This window comes from Bacteroides sp. AF32-8BH (assembly GCF_003435205.1).
Taxonomy (GTDB): Bacteria; Bacteroidota; Bacteroidia; order Bacteroidales; family Bacteroidaceae; genus Bacteroides; species Bacteroides ovatus.
Genome location: NZ_QVLZ01000054.1, coordinates 20,374 through 44,868, shown reverse-complemented (window position 1 = coordinate 44,868; position 24,495 = coordinate 20,374). Strand labels below are relative to the sequence as shown.

17 protein-coding genes are annotated in these 24,495 nt (G+C 43.3%); 5 read left to right on the top strand and 12 right to left on the bottom strand.

The genetic code is table 11. From position 1 onward, the window contains the following. Positions 1–387: 387 nt before the first annotated feature. From DWZ47_RS26500 to DWZ47_RS26490, 3 genes are all read left to right on the top strand, one after another. Positions 388–1,374 carry a Gfo/Idh/MocA family protein gene (locus tag DWZ47_RS26500; protein WP_004297399.1) on the top strand — a complete coding sequence of 329 codons (987 nt, stop codon included), beginning with the start codon at positions 388–390 and terminating at the stop codon, positions 1,372–1,374. Positions 1,375–1,529: 155 nt separating this feature from the next. Beyond that, on the top strand, positions 1,530–2,000 hold the full coding sequence (locus tag DWZ47_RS26495) for a nucleoside deaminase (protein WP_004297398.1): 471 nt from the start codon (positions 1,530–1,532) through the stop codon (positions 1,998–2,000). A gap of 39 nt (positions 2,001–2,039) precedes the next feature. Beyond that, positions 2,040–2,846, top strand: coding sequence for a fimbrillin family protein (locus DWZ47_RS26490; RefSeq protein ID WP_117515252.1), 807 nt, complete (start codon positions 2,040–2,042; stop codon positions 2,844–2,846). Positions 2,847–2,966: 120 nt separating this feature from the next. Here DWZ47_RS26490 and DWZ47_RS26485 read toward each other — a convergent pair whose 3' ends face one another. Together DWZ47_RS26485 and DWZ47_RS26480 are read right to left on the bottom strand one after the other, a co-directional pair. Continuing rightward, complete coding sequence (locus tag DWZ47_RS26485; RefSeq protein ID WP_117515250.1) at positions 2,967–4,562, bottom strand: hypothetical protein; 1,596 nt, start codon at positions 4,560–4,562, stop codon at positions 2,967–2,969. Between the two features lie 25 nt (positions 4,563–4,587). Beyond that, positions 4,588–5,934: a hypothetical protein gene (locus DWZ47_RS26480; RefSeq protein WP_004297394.1), complete on the bottom strand. Its 1,347-nt coding sequence runs from the start codon at positions 5,932–5,934 to the stop codon at positions 4,588–4,590. Between the two features lie 152 nt (positions 5,935–6,086). Between DWZ47_RS26480 and prmA the strand changes: the two genes are divergently transcribed. Beyond that, on the top strand, positions 6,087–6,935 hold the full coding sequence (prmA, locus tag DWZ47_RS26475; protein ID WP_117515248.1) for a 50S ribosomal protein L11 methyltransferase: 849 nt from the start codon (positions 6,087–6,089) through the stop codon (positions 6,933–6,935). 124 nt (positions 6,936–7,059) lie between these two features. On the opposite strand, the gene DWZ47_RS26470 is transcribed toward prmA, so the two are convergent. From DWZ47_RS26470 to DWZ47_RS26425, 10 genes are all read right to left on the bottom strand, one after another. Beyond that, positions 7,060–7,566 (bottom strand): flavodoxin, encoded by a 507-nt coding sequence (locus tag DWZ47_RS26470; RefSeq protein ID WP_008999128.1) that lies wholly within the window; start codon positions 7,564–7,566, stop codon positions 7,060–7,062. 12 nt (positions 7,567–7,578) lie between these two features. Then, a complete protein-coding gene (locus DWZ47_RS26465; RefSeq protein WP_004319330.1) occupies positions 7,579–9,615 on the bottom strand; it encodes a thiamine pyrophosphate-dependent enzyme in 2,037 nt (678 codons plus the stop codon). A gap of 37 nt (positions 9,616–9,652) precedes the next feature. Beyond that, positions 9,653–11,023 carry a dihydrolipoamide acetyltransferase family protein gene (locus DWZ47_RS26460; RefSeq protein ID WP_117515246.1) on the bottom strand — a complete coding sequence of 457 codons (1,371 nt, stop codon included), beginning with the start codon at positions 11,021–11,023 and terminating at the stop codon, positions 9,653–9,655. A 108-nt stretch (positions 11,024–11,131) separates the two neighbouring features. After that, on the bottom strand, positions 11,132–11,854 hold the full coding sequence (locus DWZ47_RS26455; protein ID WP_117515244.1) for a biotin/lipoate A/B protein ligase family protein: 723 nt from the start codon (positions 11,852–11,854) through the stop codon (positions 11,132–11,134). Between the two features lie 19 nt (positions 11,855–11,873). Then, positions 11,874–13,217, bottom strand: coding sequence for a dihydrolipoyl dehydrogenase (gene lpdA / locus DWZ47_RS26450; RefSeq protein ID WP_008999124.1), 1,344 nt, complete (start codon positions 13,215–13,217; stop codon positions 11,874–11,876). A 75-nt stretch (positions 13,218–13,292) separates the two neighbouring features. Next, positions 13,293–14,186 (bottom strand): glycoside hydrolase family 25 protein, encoded by an 894-nt coding sequence (locus DWZ47_RS26445; protein WP_117515242.1) that lies wholly within the window; start codon positions 14,184–14,186, stop codon positions 13,293–13,295. Between the two features lie 154 nt (positions 14,187–14,340). Continuing rightward, on the bottom strand, positions 14,341–15,987 hold the full coding sequence (locus DWZ47_RS26440) for a diphosphate--fructose-6-phosphate 1-phosphotransferase (protein ID WP_117515240.1): 1,647 nt from the start codon (positions 15,985–15,987) through the stop codon (positions 14,341–14,343). 206 nt (positions 15,988–16,193) lie between these two features. Beyond that, positions 16,194–17,573, bottom strand: coding sequence for an efflux transporter outer membrane subunit (locus tag DWZ47_RS26435; protein WP_004297381.1), 1,380 nt, complete (start codon positions 17,571–17,573; stop codon positions 16,194–16,196). Next, positions 17,573–20,677, bottom strand: coding sequence for an efflux RND transporter permease subunit (locus tag DWZ47_RS26430; RefSeq protein ID WP_004297380.1), 3,105 nt, complete (start codon positions 20,675–20,677; stop codon positions 17,573–17,575). The genes DWZ47_RS26435 and DWZ47_RS26430 overlap by 1 nt, the downstream gene beginning before the upstream one ends. A gap of 3 nt (positions 20,678–20,680) precedes the next feature. Then, the gene (locus DWZ47_RS26425; RefSeq protein ID WP_004297379.1) at positions 20,681–21,937 is read right to left on the bottom strand and encodes an efflux RND transporter periplasmic adaptor subunit; all 1,257 of its coding nucleotides are present in this window, start codon (positions 21,935–21,937) and stop codon (positions 20,681–20,683) included. Positions 21,938–22,209: 272 nt separating this feature from the next. Between DWZ47_RS26425 and DWZ47_RS26420 the strand changes: the two genes are divergently transcribed. Next, a complete protein-coding gene (locus tag DWZ47_RS26420) occupies positions 22,210–24,426 on the top strand; it encodes a patatin-like phospholipase family protein (protein ID WP_117515237.1) in 2,217 nt (738 codons plus the stop codon). The last annotated feature ends 69 nt before the right edge of the window (positions 24,427–24,495 follow it).

The following is a 24,495-nucleotide window of genomic DNA, read 5'->3' as shown; positions in this document are numbered from 1 at the left end:
GGCTTTGCGCATAAAAAAGGCTGTGTCAGCGTTTTGACACAACCTCTTCTTTTTATATATCAAAGAAAAAATCATATTCATAGAGAGGAAAGTTCCCCCACCCCGGCTTTCCTTTCAGTTTTGCCCGGTGTTCATTCTCCTTTAACCCGGTGCATAGCGATCTTCACCTTGCTTCTTACCGGAATTAGAGTGTGCGTTGCCATCTTTTAGAGGCTCTGTTCTCTCCTAACAGACCGTCTGTTCAGGTAAAACAGAGCCTCTATTGAAATAAAACGTAATGTCTGTTTTCCCACTGTCTCTGCCAAGTTAATAATCAATAAAGTTGCTCTTGACAAAAAATAGCTTTATCTTTGGGGTTTGTTAAAGCAGACACAATAGGTATATATTATGAGTGAAAAGATTATCAAATGGGGCTTCATTGGTTGTGGAGAAGTAACCAAGACCAAAAGCGGTCCCGCTTTCCAGAAAGTAGAACATTCGGAAGTCGTAGCCGTGATGAGTCGTGACGGTGCGAAAGCGAAAGCGTATGCCAAAGAGAGAGGAATCAAAAAATGGTATGACGATGCACAAGAACTGATCGATGATCCGGAAGTAAATGCCATCTACATTGCCACTCCTCCTTCCTCACATGCTACGTATGCCATTATGTCCATGAAAGCAGGCAAACCTGCCTATATTGAGAAACCAATGGCTGTGACGTACGAAGAATGTACGCGCATCAACCGCATATCCAATGAAACGGGAGTTCCCTGTTTCGTTGCTTACTATCGCCGTTATCTCCCCTATTTCCAGAAAGTAAAGGAACTGGTAGAGAACGGTACTATCGGTAATATTATCAATGTGCAAATTCGTTTTGCCCAGCCGCCACGCGATCTGGATTACAATCGTGACAACCTTCCCTGGCGTGTGCAGGCTGACATTGCCGGAGGTGGCTACTTCTACGACCTTGCTCCGCATCAAATTGATTTGTTGCAGGATATGTTCGGTTGTATCCTCGAAGCAAGCGGTTATAAGAGCAATCGGGGTGGACTTTATCCTGCTGAAGATACATTAAGCGCCTGTTTCCAATTTGATAGCGGATTGGTTGGTAGCGGTTCCTGGTGTTTCGTAGCCCATGACTCTGCCCGCGAAGACCGTATTGAAATTATCGGTGACAAGGGAATGATTTGTTTCTCTGTCTTTACTTATGAGCCTATCGGCTTACATACCGAAAAAGGACGGGAAGAAATCTGTATCGGTAACCCGGAACATGTGCAACAACCTCTTATTCAGGCAGTGGTCGATCACTTGTTAGGTAAGTCCGTTTGCTCCTGCGACGGAGAAAGTGCAACGCTCACTAACTGGGTAATGGACAAGATATTAGGTAAACTATAACCCCAAAAAAAGCAAAAAAAAGTATCATTTTCTTGCGAAGTTTACTGATACTGTTAAAAAATTAATAGGAATATTCCATTGTATATTGTTAGTTTTTTCTATCTTTGTAAAAAGAAGCAAAGGGAAAATGAAACTAACAATATATTTTTTGTGCCATGACTAGAGAAGACTTAATGCGGAAAGCAATCGAGCTCTCCAAAGAAAATGTTGAAAATGGTGGAGGTCCTTTCGGTGCTGTGATTGCCACGAAAGAGGGGGAAATAGTTGCAACAGGAGTAAATCGTGTTACGGCATCTTGTGACCCAACTGCTCATGCCGAAGTGAGTGCGATACGTGCCGCAGCTGCCAAACTCGGTACTTTTAATCTTAGCGGATACGAAATCTATACTTCCTGCGAACCTTGTCCCATGTGTCTCGGTGCGATTTACTGGGCGCGATTGGATAAAATGTACTATGGAAACAATAAGACCGATGCCAAGAATATTGGCTTCGACGACTCTTTTATCTATGACGAACTGGAACTGAAGCCTGAAGACAGAAAGCTTCCTTCCGAAATCTTATTGCATAATGAAGCCCTTACTGCCTTCAAAGCCTGGGCGGCCAAAGAAGACAGAGTAGAATATTAAAAACCTCTCACTATTATTAACCTATTAATTACCCCTCAAATGAAAAGAAAAAGCCTTTTATTTGTCATGGCATCAGTATGCCTGTTCAGTTGTCAACAGCAAGAAGAACTGCAAGATCCCAGTAAAGAAGGTATCAACTTTCTTACTACTGTCGACAATGAAAGTATCACTGACGCTGTTACTCGTAGCAGCAGTAACCTGTCACTCCCTTTAAAAAGTAGTTTTTCAGCCGGAGACGTCATTTCAATGTCCGTTTCCGAGCAGGAATATCAGCCTTTTACTTTGGGAGTAGATAACCAAAATTGGAGCGAGACAGCTACAGATGCGGAAGCTGTAACTTTCTATGCTCATTATCCCGAATTGTCCGGTGATGTAACGACTAGATCCCTCTTTAGTCGCTACCGTGACATCAAAGGCGGTTTAGAATATTTGTTCGGCACAGCCCAAGCCCGCAAAGGTTCTAGCAATGTAGCCCTTACATTCAAGCGAATGACTGCGCCCGTTATTCTACTTGATGAAAAAGGCAACCCGTACGAAGGTAAAGCAATCGTTAAACTTTTCTTGAAGAACAAAGGTGTGCAGGATCTTTTCAACGGTAAAATCGAAGCTGACAAGAATGCAACCCCGGAATATATCAGTATCCGGAAAATTTCCGAAGGTATCCTGACTAACTTGATTCCACAGATAATCAAGGCTGGTGAGAAGATTGGTTCTGTAATTGTAGACGATAAGGAAGAACCTATCATCGCAGATCAGGATATTACCATAGAAGCCGGAAGTCCTGTTACGATGAGACTTTACGGAGGCCGCGGAATTATTGATGAACGGACTCCGTTACGCAGATAAAACAAAAGAATAAAAGTGATACTAATAAAAATCCCCGGAACCGCTGTAGACACTCAGCATTCCAGGGATTTTTTACACACAAAAGTTATTATTGAAATTGAAAACTGTCTCTTTATTAGATTAGAAGCGCATACCTACGGTAAGAACCACCTTATGATTATTATTGGTTACCTTTGTTCCTGGTAATTCTAAACTATCAAAAGCATAGAATGTTTCTTTATAAGTGTTATACAAATATGCCATATCCACATAGAAACTTTCACCACGATAACCACAACCGAATGTATAATTATTAGTAGCACCCGGATTAGAGAACTCCGTATCAGTACGCATTGAGTTTACAGGAAGATACTTAAAAGCGTCTGATTTCAAAGGAGCAGTTATATGATTATATCCCAAACGGAATGAAAATTCCGGTGCTAGCTTAAATTCAGCTCCAACACGAAGTGTATGAACAGGCTTCATCATCGCTTTAATGTCTTCCGTCTGACCTAATTCATATCCGTCCGGATCTTTCATTTTAGCTTTAGTACGGTCTGAATATTCATACTCAACTCCCAATGCGACGGAAGAACCGATAGTATATCCCATACTTGCATTGAATTTCCACGGAGTAACTAATTTATATTCATATTCTCCTTCAGTATCATTTCCACGAGCATCATAAGGTCTGGTAATACCGCGCGTATCCTCATTCAAATCAAAATTAATATAAGCAGTATTGCGTTCCTTCAAACTAAAGAAAGTCGGGGTATGTACAGCTGCACCTATACGGAACGAAGATGACTCAAAAGGACGAAGAATGAAACCAAGTTTAAAATCAACCCCACTACCATCTACCCAAAAGTCATTTCCTAAGGTATATCCTCCATGGCCATTTCCATCCTTATCTGTAAAGTCTTCATTATATTCGCTGGTTCTATCATAGTTCACACTATAAAGTCCTAACGTAGCTCCAACATAAAAACGATCATAAAAATTCAATGCACCATTCAAATCAAAAGAATGAATACCTCCACTTTCTTTCGAACGATAAGACTGACTCACAGCATCTCCTGCTCGAAAATAGGGTTCATATCCCTCAAAAGGAGGTTCTGCATCCGGATTATCAGGATCAACTTCCCCGTAAACAGGATTCACTAAATGAGCATTATATCCCATAATACCCAACCAAGGCAATTCCGGATTTTGGAAAGCATCATCGCTCCTCAAAGCTGCTTCTGTAAATGGATCAAAACCTCCGTATGAATCAAAGTTCACCATATTTGCCATCTGCACTGTTTGAGAGGTATTGAATACTCCACTCATCAGCATACTTCTATTGAATGACTTCATTTTGCGATAATTGAAACCAAAGTTGGCAAATCTCAACGCTGTTGTATTCCCTATTTTTGTAGAGAACACAAATCCGGCATTATCGAATGAACCATGGAACTTGTCAAGACTCGCTCCATTAGCTTTTGTTCCTGTATTATCAAAACCAAATGACACCATAAAATCATTACTGCGATAAATTCCGATACCGGCAGGATTGGTTCCCATAGTGGTAATATCTCCACCCAAGGCTCCCATAGCACCACCCATACCTACAAAACGAGCAGTTCCATTTAAATCACTTCCCATCCATCGGTTTGCATCATAGATAGTTGTTTGAGCATTTAGAAATCCTACACCTATCAAAAGAATACAAATCGCTAATATTCTATTACTTTTCATAATCAATCTCTTTTGAAATTATAAATTATCTTCTATAGCTACCGCCAGAACTACGTGAAGAGCCACCACCGCCACTACTACGTGAAGAACTGCCACTGCTACCAGAACTGCGAGAATAACTACCACTGCTACCTGATGAGTAGCTACTTCCACTACTTCTTGAATAGCTACCTGAATTGGAAGAGCGGGATGATGATCTATCAGGTGTATAGCTTCGTGATGTAGAAGTTGAACTTCCGCGTGAGTAGCTACTACCGCTGCTGCGACTAGTACTTGTTCTGGAATTTCCTGTTGAACTATTACTTCTAGTATAGGAAGAACCAGAATTACGTGTGCTAGTACCGGAACTACGTGTACTGCTTGGGCGTGTGTATGTTTCCGTATTCCTACGAGAATATGAACTTCCCGAACGAACAGAACCATTACTACTGCTACGAGTATAATCACGTGTTCCTACTACTCTGCTATTTGCACCTGTAGTGGTACCGGAACGACGAACACTTTGTCCAACAGAAGAATTAGTAGGCCGTGTAGTTGATGAACCTGTTCCTCTTCTATAAGAAGTAGAATTATAATTTCTCGAACCTGAATAATAGGAACGGTTATTTCCATTTATCACACTACGTCCGGCATAATAAGGTCTTCCACCTCCGCCCCAGCCCCAGCTAGGACCACCGTGCCAGTGGTGGTGATGTCCCCAATAACCGCCGCCATACCAGCCACCCCAGTAGCCGCCATACCAGCCGCCCCAATAACCCGGAGAATATCCCCAAGCGTAATAAGGACGATTCCATCCCCAGCCATAGTTCCATCCCCAGCCGTAAGAGCCATAACGCCAATCCCACCAGAGTGGATTACTGAATGTCGGGAACGCATAAGCATACATACCGTCGGTATATACGTTCCAGTCCCATGAATTCGGACCGTAAACTACATCCCAATACAACGGGCTGCTGATGCTGATAGCAAAACGCGGATTGCGGAAACGGATGATACGTTCAGCATATTCATAGTCGTCTTCCGTACCATTGAATTCGCCTGTCACCCATTCTCCGTCCAAATCCGGATTAGATTTTTCTTTTATATATAAGGTATCATTATCCATTACGAATTCATTATCACGTGCATCGTAACGGCGGTTATATTCATCCACATCCCGTGTTCTTCCCTTACGGTCCTGAACCACTACTGTAGTACCCGGTGAAGTATAGATGTTGGTCACCTGTTTCTTCGTTTCCTTCTTAACCGGAGTTTCTTTCTTCTCCTGTTTGTCTTTTGAAGGAATGAAGTAAAGGTCGTCATCAACGCTTTGTGCCATCAAGCCTATCGGGAGGCACAAGGCAAATAGCAAGAAATAAACAATCTTTTTCATATCATCTCGGTTTATGTAATTACTTAAACTTATTCATGTTACAAAGATAAGGAAGAGATTTTTCGTCCGAGGGAGATTTTCCCCAAAGGATAATAGGGAAATCCCTATTTCTAACTATCTTTGTCCATTATTCACCAGAATTAAAAACAACTATGAAGTATTTTGAGTTCACATTCCGCACCCACCCTTGCACAGAAATCGTCACTGACGTACTGGCTGCCGTACTGGGTGAAGTCGGGTTTGAAAGTTTTGTTGAGTGTGAAGGCGGACTGACCGCATATATCCAACAGACAATCTGTGATGAAAACGCCATCAAGATTGCCATCACCGAGTTCCCCCTACCCGATACGGATATTACTTATACATACACCGAAGCAGAAGATAAGGACTGGAATGAAGAATGGGAAAAGAATTTCTTTCAACCCATCATTATCGGAAACCGATGTGTGATTCACAGCACTTTCCACCAAGATGTTCCCAAAGCGGAATATGACATTGTCATCAATCCTCAAATGGCCTTTGGAACAGGACACCACGAGACTACCAGCCTCATCATTGAAGAATTGTTGGACAGCGAATTGAAAGATAAATCTCTGCTCGATATGGGCTGCGGAACTTCAATTCTTGCCATCCTCGCACGTATGCGGGGGGCACGCCCCTGTACAGCCATCGACATTGATGAATGGTGTGTACGAAACTCCATCGAAAATATCGAATTGAACCACGTAGACGATATTGCCGTTTCACAAGGAGATGCCTCGTCGCTTACAGGAAAAGGACCTTTCGACGTTATCATCGCCAACATCAACCGGAATATATTACTGAATGATATGAAGCAATATGTTACCTGCATGCATACGAATTCCGAACTCTACATGAGTGGATTTTACGTAGACGACATTGCCGCCATCCGCGAAGAAGCGGAAAAGAACGGACTGACTTTCGTTCATTATAAAGAGAAGAATCGTTGGGCAGAGGTAAAGTTTGTTTATAAAGGATAAGAGTCCTGATGGATGTAGAAAAAATAGTGACGGTATATGCTTGGGATAGTGACGCTATCCATAGCATATACCGTCACTATTTGTATCGGATAGCGTCACTATCTTATAAGGAGAAACAAAGTTGTTACGCGAACTCTTTCTTTACCTGTTGACACCATGCTTTTATTTTCTTTTCCGCCTGCTCGGACTGATTATCCAAATCGACAACTAAACCGCACCACTGCTCACCACGCAAAGCTTTGGAACGTTCGAAAGTATAACCTTCGGAAGAAGTAAAACCAACTAAAGTAGCCTCATCTTCTTCAAATACCTCCGCCAACAGACCGATTCCATCTGCAAAATTCTCCGGATAGCGTATCTGATCTCCCAGACCGAAAATAGCAACCTTCTTACCTTTTAATTTCATTGTCCGGAGTTCCGGCAACAGTTCGTCCCAATAAGTAGGAAGTTCTCCATCAAACCAAGTGGAAGCACCCACAATGAAGCAGTCATAAGCAGCAAAGTCATTTTGCCAAGCCTGTTCAATAGGCACTGTCTCTATCTTTTCCTTACCGAATTCTTTCTGTATTTTCTCTGCCACCCAACTCGTTCTTTCGGCTTTGGTAGCATAAAATAAACCTATCTTTTTCATAATCCACACTATTTAATATTCCAATAATCTCCGGGCAGCCTCGTATATCTTGGCCTCATCCGGCAAAATTTCCTTTTCCAAAATCGGATTAAAACCGACAGGAGTAAAAGTAGAACCGACACGCTGCACCGGTCCATCGAGATAGCGGAACATCTCTCCACTAATCATAGCAGCAAGCTCCGCACCAAAACCGGAGAATACTTTATCTTCATGAACCACCAATGCCTTGCTCGTTTTCTTGACCGATTCGAATATCGCCTCTTTATCCAACGGAATCAAGGAGCGAATATCAATGACTTCCACTTTCCAGCCACCTTCTTTTTCCAATCGTTCTGCTGCGTGCAGACAGAAATGGGTGGTATTGCCATAGGTAATAATGCTTAAATCTGATCCCTCACGACGAATACGTGCTTTTCCGAAAGGTACTTCAAAATCTTCCGGCACTACTGCCGCTGCTTCTACCGAATTATACAATGCTTTCGGTTCGAGGAACAGCGTGAAGCCTTTGGATCGCATACTGGTACGAAGTAATCCGGCAGCATCATCCGCAAAAGATGGGCAGACAATACGTGCCCCCGGTAAAGTGGTCAAAGCTCCCTCCAGGTTTTGAGAATGATACAAGCCTCCACCGATATAGCCACCGGAAGCCAGACGCAGAGTTATATTCGGAGCGAATTTCCCATTGCTACGCCAGTACTCATGTGTACACTCCACATATTGTTCTACGGCAGGCCAGAAATAATCGGCAAACTCCGCTCCCTCAATCACCACATGAATTTTAGGATCAAAGCGACTCATTCCATTGGCGGTGCCTACAATATAATCTTCCGCAATCGGTGCACTGAATACACGGGCTTCGCCGAATTCCTGCTGCATACCTTTGGTTACATTAAACACGCCTCCTTTTTCCCTGTTTGCCACATCCTGTCCCCAAATAAAGGTATCGGGATTATAGCGGAATTCAGCTTTCAATGTTTCATTAATGGCATTGACTAGAAAAGTCTTCTCCCCTTCCGCCTCATGTGTACCATCTTTATATTTCTGTGGCTGATAAGGTTCGGGCATTACAAAATCATAAATGCTTTTAGGATCGGGATCGGGAGCAGCCAAAGCCTTCCGGTTGGCAGCAGACAATTCTTTCTTTGCATCAGTTTCTATTTGTTGCAGTTCTTCCTCGGTCAGACGTTTATAACGCAGCAGCATCCGGCGGAACTTCATCAAGGGATCAGCATCTTTCACATATTCCAATTCATTCTCATCCCGATACAAGGTGTGCTTATCTGAATTGGAGTGCGAACCGATCCGGACACAATTCGCCTGCACAATAACCGGATTACGGGTACTGATAGCATATTCTCGCGCTTCGGTCATAGCATTCATCGAATCGAATACATCCTTTCCGTTACAATAGATAATTTTCAGGTTCTTGAAGCCCGAGAAGTTCTCGGCTACTTTACGGTTGGCAGTCTGTTCCGATTTGGGTACGGAAATACCATACCCATTATCTTGTATTACAAAAATCACAGGAAGACGTTCGAGGCTGGCACCATTGATAGCTTCATAAACGAATCCTTCGGAAGTAGCCGACTCTCCGTGAGAAGTAATAGCTACGCCTTTATGTCCATAATATACCATTGCTCTGGCCACACCTGCTGCGTGAAGGTCGTGTGTGCCAGTAGCAGAGGAGATGTTTTCAATATGCCATTCCGGTTTGGCGAAATGGTTCGACATGTGACGTCCTCCGCTACCTGGGTCCGTTGCTTTGGAAATACCGTTCAGGATAACTTCTTCAGCGGTCATTCCGGCGGAAAGCACGGTTAACATATCCCGGTAGTATGGAAACAGGAAATCTTCACCGAGAGTGAATACCTGACCGACAGCAAGTTGAATACCATCATGCCCTGCATAGGGAGCATGATAAGACCAACCCAAAGATTGCAACAGGTAAGACGGTGCCTTTTCGTCCAAGGCACGCCCCAATGTCATCAGATGATACCACTTTTTCAGGGTTTCTACATCTGTAGTCTTTATATCATATTTCTTTTTCATGAGTAATGAAGTTCTTAATGAATGAAACAATCAGTTATCAGCCTTTCCAATTTTCGAGATAGTCGGCTATAAAATGCAGGAAGTTACCTCCCAACATTCCGTCTACTACCCGATGATCGTAAGACAAAGACAAGTACATTTTATGCCGGATTGCAATCGTATCACCCTCCGGAGTTTCTACAACAGCAGGTTTCTTCTCAATATACCCTACTCCCAAGATAGCTACTTGCGGCTGATTAATGATTGGCGTACCGAACAGGCTCTTGAATGTACCAAAATTGGTTATCGTAAATGTACCCCCATCAATATCTTCCGGCATTAATTTGTTATCCCTTGCTTTCAAGGCCAGAGAATCGATGGCAATAGCCAACCCGTTCAGATTCAGATGATCGGCATCATGCACCACAGGAACAATCAGATTTCCATCATTCAAAGAGACGGCAATACCGACATTAATATGCTTTTTGAAAAGAATATTGTATCCATCTACCGATACATTCACCTGTGGATAGGCAGCCAATGCTTTTGCCACGGCTTCCGTTATCACAGGCATATAAGTCAGTTTCACTCCTCCGCGACGGAAGAAAGCGTCTTTATTCTTTTCACGCCAACGTACCAATTTGGTAACGTCTACTTCTACTACATTGGTCACGTGAGGAGATACTTTCTTAGACATAACCATGTGGTCGGCAATAATCCGGCGGACACGATCCATCTCTTTTACTTCGACTCCAGGCATTGCTACAGGAGCAACCTTCAGACTTGCCTGTTCAGAAGAAACAGCAACTGATGGTTTGCTTGCGGCCGGAGCAGCAACAACAGATGCCGGCTTCGGTTCAACACTACCTCCTCTTTTCTTCTTTTCAATATAATCTTTTATATCTTTCTTACTCAATCGCCCTTCATAACCAGTTCCTTGTATAGCATCCAGCTCTTCTTTCGGAATTTTAGCTTCCCGCGCCAACTGAATCACAACAGGAGAGTACCAACGTTCTTCCTCTGCAACAACAGGTTTCGATGCAGTATTCGCTGATTCGTTCCTAGCAGTTTCCGCTAACGATGGTGATGATGGTGATGTTTCAGAAACATTTGCAGCAACCTGACCAGCATCGGCTTCCTCTCTTACAACTCCTTCGCTTACCGGCTCCGTTCCTGAAGATTCTTCGCCATCCAAATCAATTATAGCGACTACTGTTCCTACAGCAACCGTATCACCCTCCTTATATAAAATCTCCACCACTTTTCCCGCTACGGGAGAAGGGATCTCCGCACTTACTTTAGCAGTATTCACTTCAAAAAGCACATCGTCTTCCTGAATCATGTCACCCACCTTTACAGACCAAGAGACGATTGTCCCTTCGGTTATACTCTCGCCTAACTTAGGCATTTTTATTTCGAATTTTGACATAGACAGTAAATTTATTATTCAACCTTGATATATTACAACAACGGGCTGAAATAGAAAGTTTTAAGTTAAGTAAATTTTAACCGGATACTGACAAAGCCAGCCCGGACATCAACGACTATATATCCACTCTTTTTGAATATATTTCTCTTCCCGGAGCTGATTGACAGCCTCTATTTCTTTCCTGGTAAAAGCACTGACAGATTGGGACTTACTGAAATACTGAAAAGCCTTCTCTTTAAAATCAGTTACAGTTCCCTCCGGTAAATAACTCCGAATATTGGTTACCTCACTCCGAACGGAAGGAACGGCATATACTGACGATAAAGTTTCATCATCAACCATCGGTTCCGGATTCAAAGCTTTATGCAATGCTGTCAGATCCGTATCATACAATAAAGTGCAATGATACAACACCCGATTCTTATGTACGCATTGCGCACTCCCTGATATTTTCAATCCATTCAGATAAATCCCCAGTCGTTCGCCTCCTTTTGCCATCAGGCCTATAGAGTTCAGGAAATCCAATGTCCGTTGCAAGTACGTAACAAATTCCGGCAATCGGGGAGCCGTTTCTATAAAAGTCAGATTGATATTGCCCCAATCATGGTACACCGCTCCCCCACCCGAAAAACGACGGGCAATATGTACTCGTTCCTGTTCCGCCCATTTCTTATCGACTTCCGACCGCAACCGCTGATGCTTACCTATTACCACAGAAGGAGTATCCTGCCAAAGCATGAAAATATCTTCATTTCCCTGCTTCAACAGATACTCTTCTGCTGCCAAGTGAAAGTAAATATCAGTAAACGGACTATAGATACATCGAATCATAGATCAAGCGGAATAAGAGTTAAAACATAATTTCGTGATAGATCTCTCCAACCGTAGGATGTGGAAACACAGTCTTCTGGAATTCCTCCACCGTGTACCCTCTCTGAATAGCAATACCTACTATCACAATAAGTTCTGATGCAGGATTTCCCAACATGTGACAACCGATAATCTTCCCATCTTCATCCTGAATCAGCTTACAGAGTCCGTTTCCCTGTTCATTCTCCGCAACGAACCGTCCGGAATAAGCCATCGGTAATTTTGAAACACGGTAAGGAACTCCTGATTTTACCAGTTCTTCTTCCGTCTTTCCCACTCCCGCCACTTCAGGGTTGGTATAAACGACTCCCGGAACACAATCGTAATTCATCCGGTCTTCCACTCCTAAAATATGATTGATGGCGACTTCCGCTTCACGGATAGCAGTATGCGCCAATAAAGAGTAGCCTGTAATATCACCACACGCATATACACGAGGATGCGAAGTCAACAGATGTTCGTCTACTTTCACTCCATTCCGATGCAGTTCTATATTCAGCTTGTCCAGTCCCACCTTGGATAGATTTGCCTTACGTCCTACACTAAGCAAGATCTTCTCCGCTTCAATAGCAGACATCTTGCCTTCTTTTTCTATCACAACTCCATGAGGATTTACTTCCACCACTTTCGTATTCAAATAGAAAGTGACTCCCCGTTTGGCATATTCGGCACGAAGCATACCACTGGTTTCCTTATCCATCGCTCCCAGAATCTCCGGCATCATTTCTACAACATGTACTTTCACGCCCATACTGTTGAAGAAAGAAGCAAACTCCATCCCGATCACCCCGCCACCAATAATGACCAGTGTCTTAGGGAGTTCCTTTATCTCCAATGCCTCCTTGGAAGTCCAATAACTGATTTCTGACAGTCCCGGTATAGGAGGAATCACTGTATCAGAGCCGGTACATACCAGCAAATATTTCACGGAATAGGTTTCTCCGTCACAAGTGATTTGTATTTTCCCCTCTTTCTCTCCTTCTATCAGAGCTTCCTTTTCTATAATAGTCACTCCGTAAGAACTCACAGTCATCTTCACACCGCCCGTCAACATTTTTACTGTTTTATCTTTACGGCTCATAATCTTGGATAAATCGAACGAAGGAGATTCGGCAGAAACGCCGTATTTGGAAGCACTCTTGATGCTATCCAGTATTTTAGCAGAATATAACAAAGTTTTAGTAGGAATACACCCCTCATTGAGACATACTCCCCCCATTGCCTTTTTCTCAAAAAGAACGGCCTTTAATCCGTTGGCCCCTGCCCGTTCGGCAGCTGTGTACCCGGCCGGACCACCACCAATAATAGCTATATCAAAGTTCATAATCGTATTTTTTTAGTAATAATACGATTATAACAAATATGAGAAGAGATAAGTTGTAGGGAAAAGAAATACCCGTTACTTAATTGTCAGCTTTTTAAGTTCCTCTAACGAGCCATTGAACACATTCAAATCTACGTCTTCTTTAATGCCGGGGACACTTCCTACATCCGTATGTTGCCAAAAGTGCCATTTTCCCTGATACCGCACAGAGTCCACATAATAATGGGCAATCCAGTAAGGGTATGCATTGAAGATAGAGTCGTCCAGGTAACGGGTTTTAAATTTATAAGAAGTGTATAGAATAGGTTTCACTCCATAATGAGATTCCACCCGGTCCAGCCAGCGTTTAATGCCTTGCTGCAATTCCTTTTTTTCCTTCCGCCCGGTCACTTCCACATCAAGTACGGGAGGTAAATCACCCGTATCCAGTTTCACCGTGCGAATAAAGAAGTCCGCCTGTTTCAAAGCATCCGTACCAGGAATATAAAAATGATAAGCACCACGGATAAATCCATGGTTACGGGCATTGGCAAAATTTGCCTCAAATGTGGTATCGTTATGATCTCCTCCTTCTGTTGCCTTCATAAAGACAAAATGCAAAGGAGTAGCCGTCTCTTTATTCTGCAACAGCTTCTTCCAGTCAATCTTTCCCTGATAGTGAGAAATGTCAATACCATGAATATCATATCCGTCAGGGATGCAGACACCATATTCCCTTAAGCCATGGCAAGGTTTCCATCGATAAGCATAAGGGCGGATAAAGAAATAATAGAAAGCGACGGAGAAACAACCGACAATTATCACTGCCAGAATATTACGAAGCCAGGTAGGCATCACAGTTCGATGCTTCACCTGTTCCTTTTTTGAGGTACGGGAAGTCTTGGAAGAAGAAGTCGTTCCCTTTCTTTTGGTAGTGGAAACAGTTCTTTTCTTCTGTACGGCAGACATCGGGTTGTTGCGTTGCGGCATTTACTTTAAACGATCAATGTTTTTAGAGATAGGCACGGATTACACGGAATACAGGGTTATAAGAAATAACTAAAAACCGTATTAATCCGCGTAATCCGTGCCTGAAAGAACCCTTCATTGCAGCTGTTGTATTAACAACTACTTTGAAGTGTATTTATTTAGCTTGTTCCAGTTGCAAAGTCTTAGTTGCCTGGTCGCAAACTTCTGTAGGACCGAAGTATTGGATCGGACCCGGATATACATAATCCGTTTCGATAGCCCAACGTTCGCGTTGTGAAGCAAATGCTTTGAAAGGAGCACCATCCAGTTTTACCAATGCTTTCTGGATAACCGGCTTCATTTCACCGTGACGACGTTCCATGTTCATCATCATAGTAATAGGCACACCACCAGCAATCCATTCAGCAGCAGGAGCTGTTGTGTTACGTACAGAAGACATATAACCAGTCTTACCGTTAGCAATCAACATAGAAGCTGTGTAACCCAAAGAGTAGCAATAGTCAGCGTCAAAGTTTGACGGAGCAGCACAACGTCCTTCATAACCGAAGAAGTGGTGTTGAGAAGCAAATTTACCAACATACTTGCCTTCTTCTTTCCATGCAGCCAACTTAGTAGCTACCATTTCAGACAACAGTTTTTCAGTTTCGATCAATGAAACCTGAACGTTTCCGTGCGGGTCACGATCCAAAGTCAACTGACGGGCAACACCTTCCGGCAGACTAGCATAAATAGCAGAGTTTTCCGGAGAAAGTTTGCGGATGATATAATCACGTTGGTGAGATTTCTTAATCTGACCGAATTCTTCAGCATTAGCAGCCAGGAAGTCATTCAATTCAGCAATCAGACGTTTCATGGCAGGAATGAACTCTACCAATCCTTCCGGAATCAAAACTGTACCGAAGTTGTGTCCTTGTGCTGCACGGTCTGCTACCACTTTAGCGATAGATGTCACCACATCGTCCAAAGACATATCTTTTGCTTCCACTTCTTCTGAAATGATACATACGTTAGGCTGTACCTGCAAAGCACATTCCAGTGCGATGTGAGAAGCCGAACGACCCATCAATTTGATGAAGTGCCAGTATTTACGTGCAGAGTTACAGTCACGTTGGATGTTACCGATTACTTCAGCATAAGTCTTACAAGCTGTATCAAAACCGAAAGACGTTTCAATCATATCGTTCTTCAAGTCACCGTCAATTGTTTTCGGGCAACCGATTACCTGTACACCATACTTCTTAGCAGCATAGTATTCAGCCAATACACAAGCATTTGTGTTAGAGTCGTCACCACCAATGATAACCAGTGCCTTGATGCCCAGTTGTTTGATGATTTCAAGTCCTTTTTCAAACTGGCTTTCAGCTTCCAGCTTCGTACGTCCGGAACCGATGATATCGAAACCACCTGTATTACGGTATTCGTCGATGATATCAGCAGTCAGTTCCATATAGTTGTGATCTACCAGACCACCAGGACCCAGAATAAAACCATATAATTTGTTTTCCGGGTTCAATTTCTTGATACCATCGAACAAACCGGAGATTACATTGTGTCCGCCCGGAGCCTGACCACCGGAAAGAATTACACCTACATTCATAGCAGGAAGAGCAACAGCTTCACCAGCTTCGAATGTAATCAACGGCATTCCATACGTGTTCGGGAATAATGCTTTGATAGCTTCCTGATCGGCTACAGATTGAGTAGCAGCACCTGCTACAGCCTTAACAGCTCCTGATGCCAATGCTTTCGGAAGTTTGGGCTGGTAAGCAGCCCTTGCGATTTGCAATGCACTTTTAGTCATTTTCTTTAATTTTTTATTTAAAGGTGTTAGTAAGTTTCTTGTCAAACTTGAAAAGCGTTGCAAATTTCGCATTTTTTTCCGAATTATAAAAATTCTTCTTCTGTTGTTTTTAAGACAAAAGAAAGAAGAAAGAAAAATTAAGGCTATCTCCCGATGTAGGAGATAGCCTTTACGTTTTCTTCAGCGAGCTAATTTATAATATAATTCTAGGGATTCTGCTCCCAGCCTCCGCCAAGAGCCTTATAAAGTTGAACCACCGCAATCAACTCGTCACGAATGGCATTACTCAATCCGATTTGAGCATCAAAGTATCCACGTTGGGCATCCAACACATCCAGATAGTTGATGACTCCATTGATGTACTGCAATTGTGCCAGGTCCATGTAGCTCTTGGCTGAACGTTCCAGATTGGCACGAAGTTCGTACACTTCCTTAATCTTGTTGAAGTTGACAATCGCATTACGTGTTTCCTTGAAAGCTTCCAGTACGGATTTCTCATAACTATGTACTTCAGCCTCATAAGCAGCCTTTTTCGCTTTCAATGCCGCACGGTTCTTTCCCCAACCAAAGATAGGAGTTAATAAAGCTCCTTCCATCACTGCATAGGGAGATTTTAGAAGTTCCGACAAAGAAGTACTTTCACTACCGAAACCGCCTGTCAGGGCAAGACGTGGGAACATATTCGTATAGGCCACTCCTACTTTTGCATTGGCAGCAATCAATTTCTGCTCTGCCTGACGAATGTCGGGACGGCGTTCCAACAAAGTAGACGGCAACCCTACAGGAAGTGTTTCCGGAGAGTTAAACTCCTGAAGCAAACGGGAACGGGCTATCTTATTAGGATATTCACCCGCAAGATAAGCAATATCGTTTTCTTTCAGAGAGATTTTACGTTCCAGGTCAGGAACCAGAGTGGCCGTACGTGCCAACTCCACTTGTGCCTGTCGATAGGAAGTCTCGGAAGTCAATCCGCCGGCAAACCGGATACGTGCCAGGCGCACTCCTTCTTCACGGGCTTTCAATGTCTGTTTGACAATATCAAGTTCTGTATCCAAAGCTACCAGTTCATAGTAAGCCTGTGCCACTTCAGCCACAATCGTCATCTGCAATGCGCGTTGTGCTTCAATAGATTGCAGATACTCGGCAATGCTAGCCGAACGCGCCCAACGCAGATTTCCCCAAAGATCGACTTCCCACGAAACGAGGAATTGTGCTTCAAAGGTATCCGATCTCTTGAAAGCATCTCCTCCATGATTCTCGAGTTCGCGTTCCCCTGTCACTTTTCCTTTAATATCCGGAAGCAATGCAGCCGTAGAAATTCGTTTCTGTGCAGCCATTTCTTTCACACGGGCAGCAGCAATCAGCATATCTTTATTATGATCCAGCGCACGCTCTATCAGACTTCTCAATGTAGCATCCGTATAAATATCCCTCCAGTCCTGGTCACCGAAGCTGACCGAATCCTGTGATCTTTCCAAACTGTCGGGTAAATGAAGATCAGGACGGACATAGCTTTTCCCTACCTTGCAGGAAGTCAGTACTCCGGCAAGTAACAGGATAGCAATATATAGTTTCTTTCGTTTCATTATTTCTTATGTTTTAAGATTTTCGACTTTGTTTTATACACCATCACAAAGAAGAACGGCACAAGAATGATACCAAATACGATGGCAAATATCATTCCGAAAAATACACCTGTACCGATTGCCTGCCGGCTTGCCGAACCCGGACCACTTGCCAGTACCATCGGAAGCATACCGAGCACAAAGGCAAGAGAGGTCATCAGAATCGGACGGAAACGCAATTTGGCTGCGTATATGGCCGATTGCACCAAGTCTTCACCTTTATCTACCTGCACCTTTGCGAACTCTACAATCAAAATTGCATTCTTAGCGGCAAGTCCGACCAACATAACCAAGCCAATCTGGAAATAGACATCGTTTTCCAATCCGCAAACCCAGACTCCCAAATAGGCTCCCAAAGCTGCCACAGGTAAAGAAAGCAACACAGCAATAGGCACTGTCCAACTTTCGTATTGTGCAGCAAGGAAGAGGAAAACGAACAAGAATACCAGTGCCATCACCATACCCGTCTGACCTCCCGCCTGCTTCTCCTGATAGGAAAGGCCGCTCCATTCCAGTCCGATATTATCGGGAAGATGATCGCGGGCAATCTGTTCCATGATCTCCATCGCCTGTCCGGAACTATATCCTTGCGCAGCTGCTCCACGAATAACGGCCGTAGTAAACATATTGAAACGTTTGATACTTCCCGGTCCTGTGGTATATGATGCATTTCCCAGAGAAGTCAATGGTACCATCGCTCCATTGGAGGCTTTCACAAAAAACAAATTAATATTGTCTTTGTGTTCGCGATAAGGAGCTTCTGCCTGAATATAAACCTTATATATACGGTTGAACATATTAAAGTCGTTCACATAAACCGAACCGGTATAAGCCTTCATGGTAGAAAACACATCAGCCAAAGGTACACCCAGCATCTTCACTTTGTCTCGATCCACATCAAAATAGAGTTGTGGGATTTCCGACTGCAAAGAAGATGACAAGCCCGCCAACTCTTTGCGTTTGGATGCGTAGTACATTAATGTATCTGTCGCGTCTACCAAATTATCAAAAGTGGCTTCTCCACGAGCTTCCAGCTGCATCTCAAAACCTCCCGAACTACCGAGCCCCGGAATAACCGGAGGAGTGGACAGATAGACTTTACATTCCGGATATTCCTCAAGATGTTTCTCTACCGTATGCATGATCTTTTCAATAGTGGTACTCTTCCGTTCCTCCCAAGGTTTCAGGATCACTGTCAGTTCTGCACGTCCCTGGTTACTTCCGACACGAGGACTACTTCCCGTTACATTCTGTATATACTCAATGTACGGGTTCTTTTCCAGATAAGCAATGGCACGCTCTGTCACGATACGGGTACGTTCCAGAGTAGCTCCTTCCGGCAGTTCCAATTCAATCTTGAAATATCCCTGATCTTCCACAGGTAAGAAACTGGTCGGAATAATGCGATGAATCAACATGATAGCAATCAACACCATACCAAAAGCACTCAAAACTCGACGAGGATGCTTAATTGTACGAGTTACGGCAGCTACATACTTATTACTACCGATACCCAGCCATTCATTAATCTTCCGGAAAACGATATTCTTTTTCTTCCCGCTATCCGGTTTCAGAATCAGCGAACACATCACCGGACTCAATGTCAGAGCCACGACCGTAGAAATAAGCACGGATACTACAATTGTCACCGTAAACTGGCGATACAACTGTCCTGTAATCCCACTTAAAAAGCTAACCGGGACGAACACAGCCGCCAATACCAGCGAAGTGGCAATCAAAGCACTGGCAAGTCCGTTCATCGCTTTTTTCGTAGCTTCATAAGGACTTAGGTGCTCCGTTTCCATGATATGTTCCACACCTTCCACCACCACAATCGCATCATCCACCACAATACCGATCGCAAGGATCAATCCGAGCAATGTCAGGATATTCAATGAGAAACCGAAAATCAACATGAATCCGAAAGTACCGATCAATGAAATAGGCACCGCCACTACCGGAATCAACGTTGCACGCCAGCTCTGCAAGGATAAATAAACTACCAGAACCACCAATACCAACGCTTCAAACAACGTCTTATATACTTCATGGATAGATTCGGAAATATAAGTCGTCATATCGAACGGAATCTCATAGCTCAATCCCTCCGGAAAGTTCTTACTAATCTCATCCATTGCCTCTTTTACTCTCTCGGCCACTTCCATCGCATTAGCACCCGGTAACATATAAATACCAAGCACGGCAGCATTTTCACCGTTGATACCACTCTCTGTATTATACGAAGAAGCTTCCAGCGATACACGTGCCACATCTTTCAATCGAATGATAGAACCATTCGCATTGGCACGTACTACGATATCTTCAAATTGTCCTACAGTGGAAAGACGTCCCTGTGTCGTGATAGGAATCGTGATATCCAATCCTTGTACAGGCTGTTGTCCCAGCACACCCGCTGCTGATTCACGATTCTGATCTTTCAATGCATTCTGCAAATCCTGTACGGTCAGTCCGAAGTTTGCCAGCTTATCCGGCTGCGCCCATATCTGCATGGCATAATAACGGCTACCGATATTGGATACACGTCCCACTCCGGGAATACGGCGAATCACATCGAGCACATTGATGGTAGCAAAGTTACTCAAGTAAATCTCATCGAACTTTGGGTCGGTAGAAGTCAAACAAAGCGTCATCAACTGACTGGGAGCCTGTTTTTCTACCGAAATACCATTCTGAATCACTTCCGCCGGCAAACGGGATTCTGCCAGTTTCACACGATTCTGAATCTCAACAGCTGCCAAATCCGGATCAGCAGATACATCAAAAGTAACTGTTGCCGAAAAACCTCCGGAGTTAGAACTATTTGATTCCATATAAAGCATCCCCGGAGTACCATTGATTTCCTGCTCAATCGGAGTAGCTACTGCCTGTGATACAGTAAGTGCACTCGCACCCGGATAAGAAGCACTAATCTTCACCACCGGAGGAGTAATCTGCGGATATTGATCCACCGGAAGCATCGTCAGACCAATAATGCCGACAATCACAATCACGATGGAGATTACAGCCGAAAAGACCGGCCTATCTATAAAAAAAGTAACTTTCATCGTTTATTCTCCTTTCGCGTTATCCTTCGTTCCGGTAACATTTTCTTTCGCCCCGGCCACTTCATTTTTTGTCGCAGTTATACTATCCTGGGCTTCTGCATCCGGTTGGCTCACCCGTACTTTCATACCCGGAGTCAACTTATGGAACCCTTCTACAACTACCATTTCTCCTTCTGCCAATCCTCTTTCTACCACCACATTATTCCCGACTTCCGGTCCTAATTCGATAAAACGTTTCTCTACCGCATTATCCCTGCGCATGGTATAAATATATGCTCCACCCTTTTCGATGGTAACGGCTTTCATTGGAACAACGAGTGCTCCTTCACGAACATCCAGCAACAATTTCACCTTTGTAAACTGTCCCGGCAACAATACTTGTTTCGGATTAGGCATTTCTGCACGTACAGAGAAAGTACCGGTTTGAGGATCCACCTGGGGTTCGGCAAAATCCACGTATCCTTTGAATGGATAGACTGTGTTATCTGCCAATGTTATGGTAATATTGGGCTGCCAGGAACGGGTAGAATCCTGCTGTCCCAAATTAATATTTCTTTCTTTACTCTTCAGATAATCGAGTGCCGTCATACTAAAATCAACCAACACCGTATCACTCTTCACAATAGTAGCAAGCAATGATTTTCCCCCGGGTCCCACTAACGTACCCAAATCCACATTTCTTTCACTAATGTGTCCCGACAAAGGCGAACGGACAATGGTGTAGCCCAGCTCCAATTCAGCCTGTGCCAAATCCGCCTCACTCATGGCTACCGTTGCCTCAGCACTTTCATAAGCAGCTTCCGCATTATCCAAATCCAACTGGCTTGCAGCATTCTGCTCAAACAACGGACGGATACGTTTTAAATCACGCTCCGCCTTCAAAGCCTGCGCTTCGTCTTTTTTCAACTGCGCTCTGGCCTTATCAGCTTTGGCACGATACTGGTCCTGATTAATGACAAACAAAACCTGATTCTTATTGACATATGTACCTTCGGCAAAAAGCATATTTTCCAGATAGCCTTCCACCCGGGCACGGACTTCGACGAACTGTTGGGCACGAATACGCCCTACATACTCCCCGTATATCTCTACATCATCTTTCACTACCGGTTCTACAATGACTGTCGGCATTTCCGGCGCAGCCTTCTGAGGTCGGGTCAGTATCCAATACACACCCAACACAAGTACCACACATATAATAGCAGCAATGGTTCTCTTTCTCCTCAGTTTCAACTCATGTTTCGAAAAGAATAATCTCATATCGAATCTTATTATTTAATTTAACTTATGTTTGTTCTATACTCTTTCTTGCAATTAGTATGCCAAAATTCATTACACCTATTATTTACTGGTATTCAGTCTATTATATTTTGCCTTAAGAAATGTAGAAATGTAGAATCCACCAGATAAAATGTAGAAATTATCCACATTTCCGACTTTTGGAACATTTTTTTTAATTCCCATTTCAACAACTAAACAAATTATGCTCTACATTTGTATTATATTAAACATCAACACTAGACCATGTCCTAATGAAAAAACAAATCTTTTCAACATTAGTTTTATCAATTGGCATCTTATTGCCTTTTTCTTTGCATTCTCAGGAACAAAGAAAAAAGGTAGGTGTCGTTCTAAGCGGCGGCGGTGCTAAAGGAATGGCACACATCAAAGCACTGCAAGTGATCGAAGAAGCCGGAATTCCTATTGATTATATAGCCGGCACCAGCATGGGAGCTATCGTAGGCGGTCTTTATGCCATCGGTTATACTCCGGAACAATTGGATAGCATGGTACGAAAACAAGATTGGACATTCCTATTGAGTGACCGTATCAAAAGAAGTGCCATGTCATTAACAGATCGTGAGCGATCTGAAAAATATACAGTCTCTATTCCTTTCACCAAAACTCCCAAAGATGCCGCTACCGGAGGAATCATGAAAGGACAGAATCTGGCTAATCTATTTTCAGACCTTACCGTAGGGTATCATGACTCTATCGACTTTAATAAACTTCCCATTCCTTTTGCCTGTGTAGCAGCCAATGTTGTTAATGGAGAACAAATTGTATTCCATGACGGAATACTCTCTACTGCCATGCGTGCCAGTATGGCTATCCCCGGTGTATTTACTCCGGTACGGCAAGACAGTATGGTATTAGTGGACGGTGGTATTGTAAACAACTATCCGGCGGATGTAGTGAAAGCAATGGGAGCCGATATTATTATCGGGGTAGACGTACAGAATGCTCTTAAGAAAGCCGACAAGCTCAATAGTGTACCCGACATTCTGGGGCAGATTGTAGATATCACCTGTCAGTCTAACCATGAAAAAAATGTAGACCTCACAGATACCTATATTCGTGTCAATGTAGATGGATATTCATCCGCCAGTTTTACTCCAGCCGCCATTGATACCCTGATGCGTAGAGGCGAAGAAGCAGCAAAAGCCCAATGGGGTTCATTGCTTGCTGTGAAAAAGAAAATAGGAATAGCCGAAGATTATACCCCGAAACAACATGGTCCTTATTCTTCTCTTTCTAATGCGCGTACGGTTTATGTGACGGACATCTCATTTTCCGGTGTAGAGGTGGATGATAAAAAATGGTTGATGAAGAAATGTAATCTGAAAGAAAACAGCGATATTTCCACTCAACAAATAGAACAGGCCCTGTATCAGTTACGCGGTACTCAGTCCTACTCCAGTGCCAGTTATACGTTGAAAGAGACACCTGAAGGTTATCACCTCAACTTCCTGTTACAGGAAAAATATGAAAGAAGAATCAACCTGGGTATACGTTTCGATTCGGAAGAGATCGCATCTTTGTTGGTCAATGCAACAGCAGACCTCAAAACTCGTATTCCTTCCCGTCTGGCTCTTACCGGTCGGTTGGGTAAACGATATGCTGCCCGCATAGACTATACGCTGGAACCAATGCAACAGCGTAATTTCAACTTCTCGTATATGTTCCAATACAATGATATCAATATTTACGAGGAAGGCGACCGTGCCTATAATACAACTTACAAATATCATCTGGCCGAATTCGGCTTCTCTGATGTATGGTACAAGAATTTCCGTTTCGGACTCGGTCTTCGTTTTGAATATTACAAATACAAGGATTTCCTGTTCAAGAAACCTGAAATTTCCGACCTGAAAGTAGAATCCGAACACTTTCTAAGTTATTTTGCCCAAGTGCAATATAATACCTATGATAAAGGACGTTTCCCTTCTAAAGGAAGTGACTTCAGAGCCGCCTATTCACTCTATACGGATAATATGGCACAATACAACGAACACGCTCCATTTTCAGCACTGAATGCTTCGTGGGCAAGCGTCATTCCTGTAACCCGCCGTTTCTCTATCATTCCTTCCATTTATGGACGTATCCTGATCGGAAGAGATTTTCCCTACCCGCTGCAAAATACCATTGGCGGTGACGTACCTGGTTTCTATATTCCACAGCAATTACCATTTGCCGGGGTTACCAATCTGGAATTGATGGATAACACCATTATGATTGCATCTATTAAGTTCAGACAACGCATGGGAGCCATTCATTATCTTACACTGACGGGTAACTACGGACTAACAGATAGTAATTTCTTCGATATATTGAAAGGCAAGCAATTATTCGGTATCAGTGCAGGCTATGGAATGGACAGTATCTTCGGGCCATTGGAAATATCATTGGGATATTCCAATCAGACGGACAAAGGAAGTTGCTTTGTGAATTTAGGGTATTACTTCTAATGTAATACAGTATTTTCGAAAAGCAAAAGAGGAGACCGCTTCACAGTGACCTCCTCCTTCTATACTCTA

Excerpts from the sequence above, each read along its gene's own strand:
- DWZ47_RS26440 (WP_117515240.1), bottom strand. The coding sequence starts at position 15,987 with ATGACTAAAAGTGCATTGCAAATCGCAAGGGCTGCTTACCAGCCCAAA.
- DWZ47_RS26490 (WP_117515252.1), top strand. The coding sequence starts at position 2,040 with ATGAAAAGAAAAAGCCTTTTATTTGTCATGGCATCAGTATGCCTGTTC.
- DWZ47_RS26455 (WP_117515244.1), bottom strand. The coding sequence starts at position 11,854 with ATGATTCGATGTATCTATAGTCCGTTTACTGATATTTACTTTCACTTG.
- DWZ47_RS26430 (WP_004297380.1), bottom strand. The coding sequence starts at position 20,677 with ATGAAAGTTACTTTTTTTATAGATAGGCCGGTCTTTTCGGCTGTAATC.
- DWZ47_RS26485 (WP_117515250.1), bottom strand. The coding sequence starts at position 4,562 with ATGAAAAGTAATAGAATATTAGCGATTTGTATTCTTTTGATAGGTGTA.
- DWZ47_RS26425 (WP_004297379.1), bottom strand. The coding sequence starts at position 21,937 with ATGAGATTATTCTTTTCGAAACATGAGTTGAAACTGAGGAGAAAGAGA.
- DWZ47_RS26500 (WP_004297399.1), top strand. The coding sequence starts at position 388 with ATGAGTGAAAAGATTATCAAATGGGGCTTCATTGGTTGTGGAGAAGTA.
- prmA (WP_117515248.1), top strand. The coding sequence starts at position 6,087 with ATGAAGTATTTTGAGTTCACATTCCGCACCCACCCTTGCACAGAAATC.
- DWZ47_RS26445 (WP_117515242.1), bottom strand. The coding sequence starts at position 14,186 with ATGCCGCAACGCAACAACCCGATGTCTGCCGTACAGAAGAAAAGAACT.
- DWZ47_RS26435 (WP_004297381.1), bottom strand. The coding sequence starts at position 17,573 with ATGAAACGAAAGAAACTATATATTGCTATCCTGTTACTTGCCGGAGTA.
- DWZ47_RS26480 (WP_004297394.1), bottom strand. The coding sequence starts at position 5,934 with ATGAAAAAGATTGTTTATTTCTTGCTATTTGCCTTGTGCCTCCCGATA.
- DWZ47_RS26465 (WP_004319330.1), bottom strand. The coding sequence starts at position 9,615 with ATGAAAAAGAAATATGATATAAAGACTACAGATGTAGAAACCCTGAAA.
- DWZ47_RS26420 (WP_117515237.1), top strand. The coding sequence starts at position 22,210 with ATGAAAAAACAAATCTTTTCAACATTAGTTTTATCAATTGGCATCTTA.
- DWZ47_RS26460 (WP_117515246.1), bottom strand. The coding sequence starts at position 11,023 with ATGTCAAAATTCGAAATAAAAATGCCTAAGTTAGGCGAGAGTATAACC.
- lpdA (WP_008999124.1), bottom strand. The coding sequence starts at position 13,217 with ATGAACTTTGATATAGCTATTATTGGTGGTGGTCCGGCCGGGTACACA.
- DWZ47_RS26470 (WP_008999128.1), bottom strand. The coding sequence starts at position 7,566 with ATGAAAAAGATAGGTTTATTTTATGCTACCAAAGCCGAAAGAACGAGT.
- DWZ47_RS26495 (WP_004297398.1), top strand. The coding sequence starts at position 1,530 with ATGACTAGAGAAGACTTAATGCGGAAAGCAATCGAGCTCTCCAAAGAA.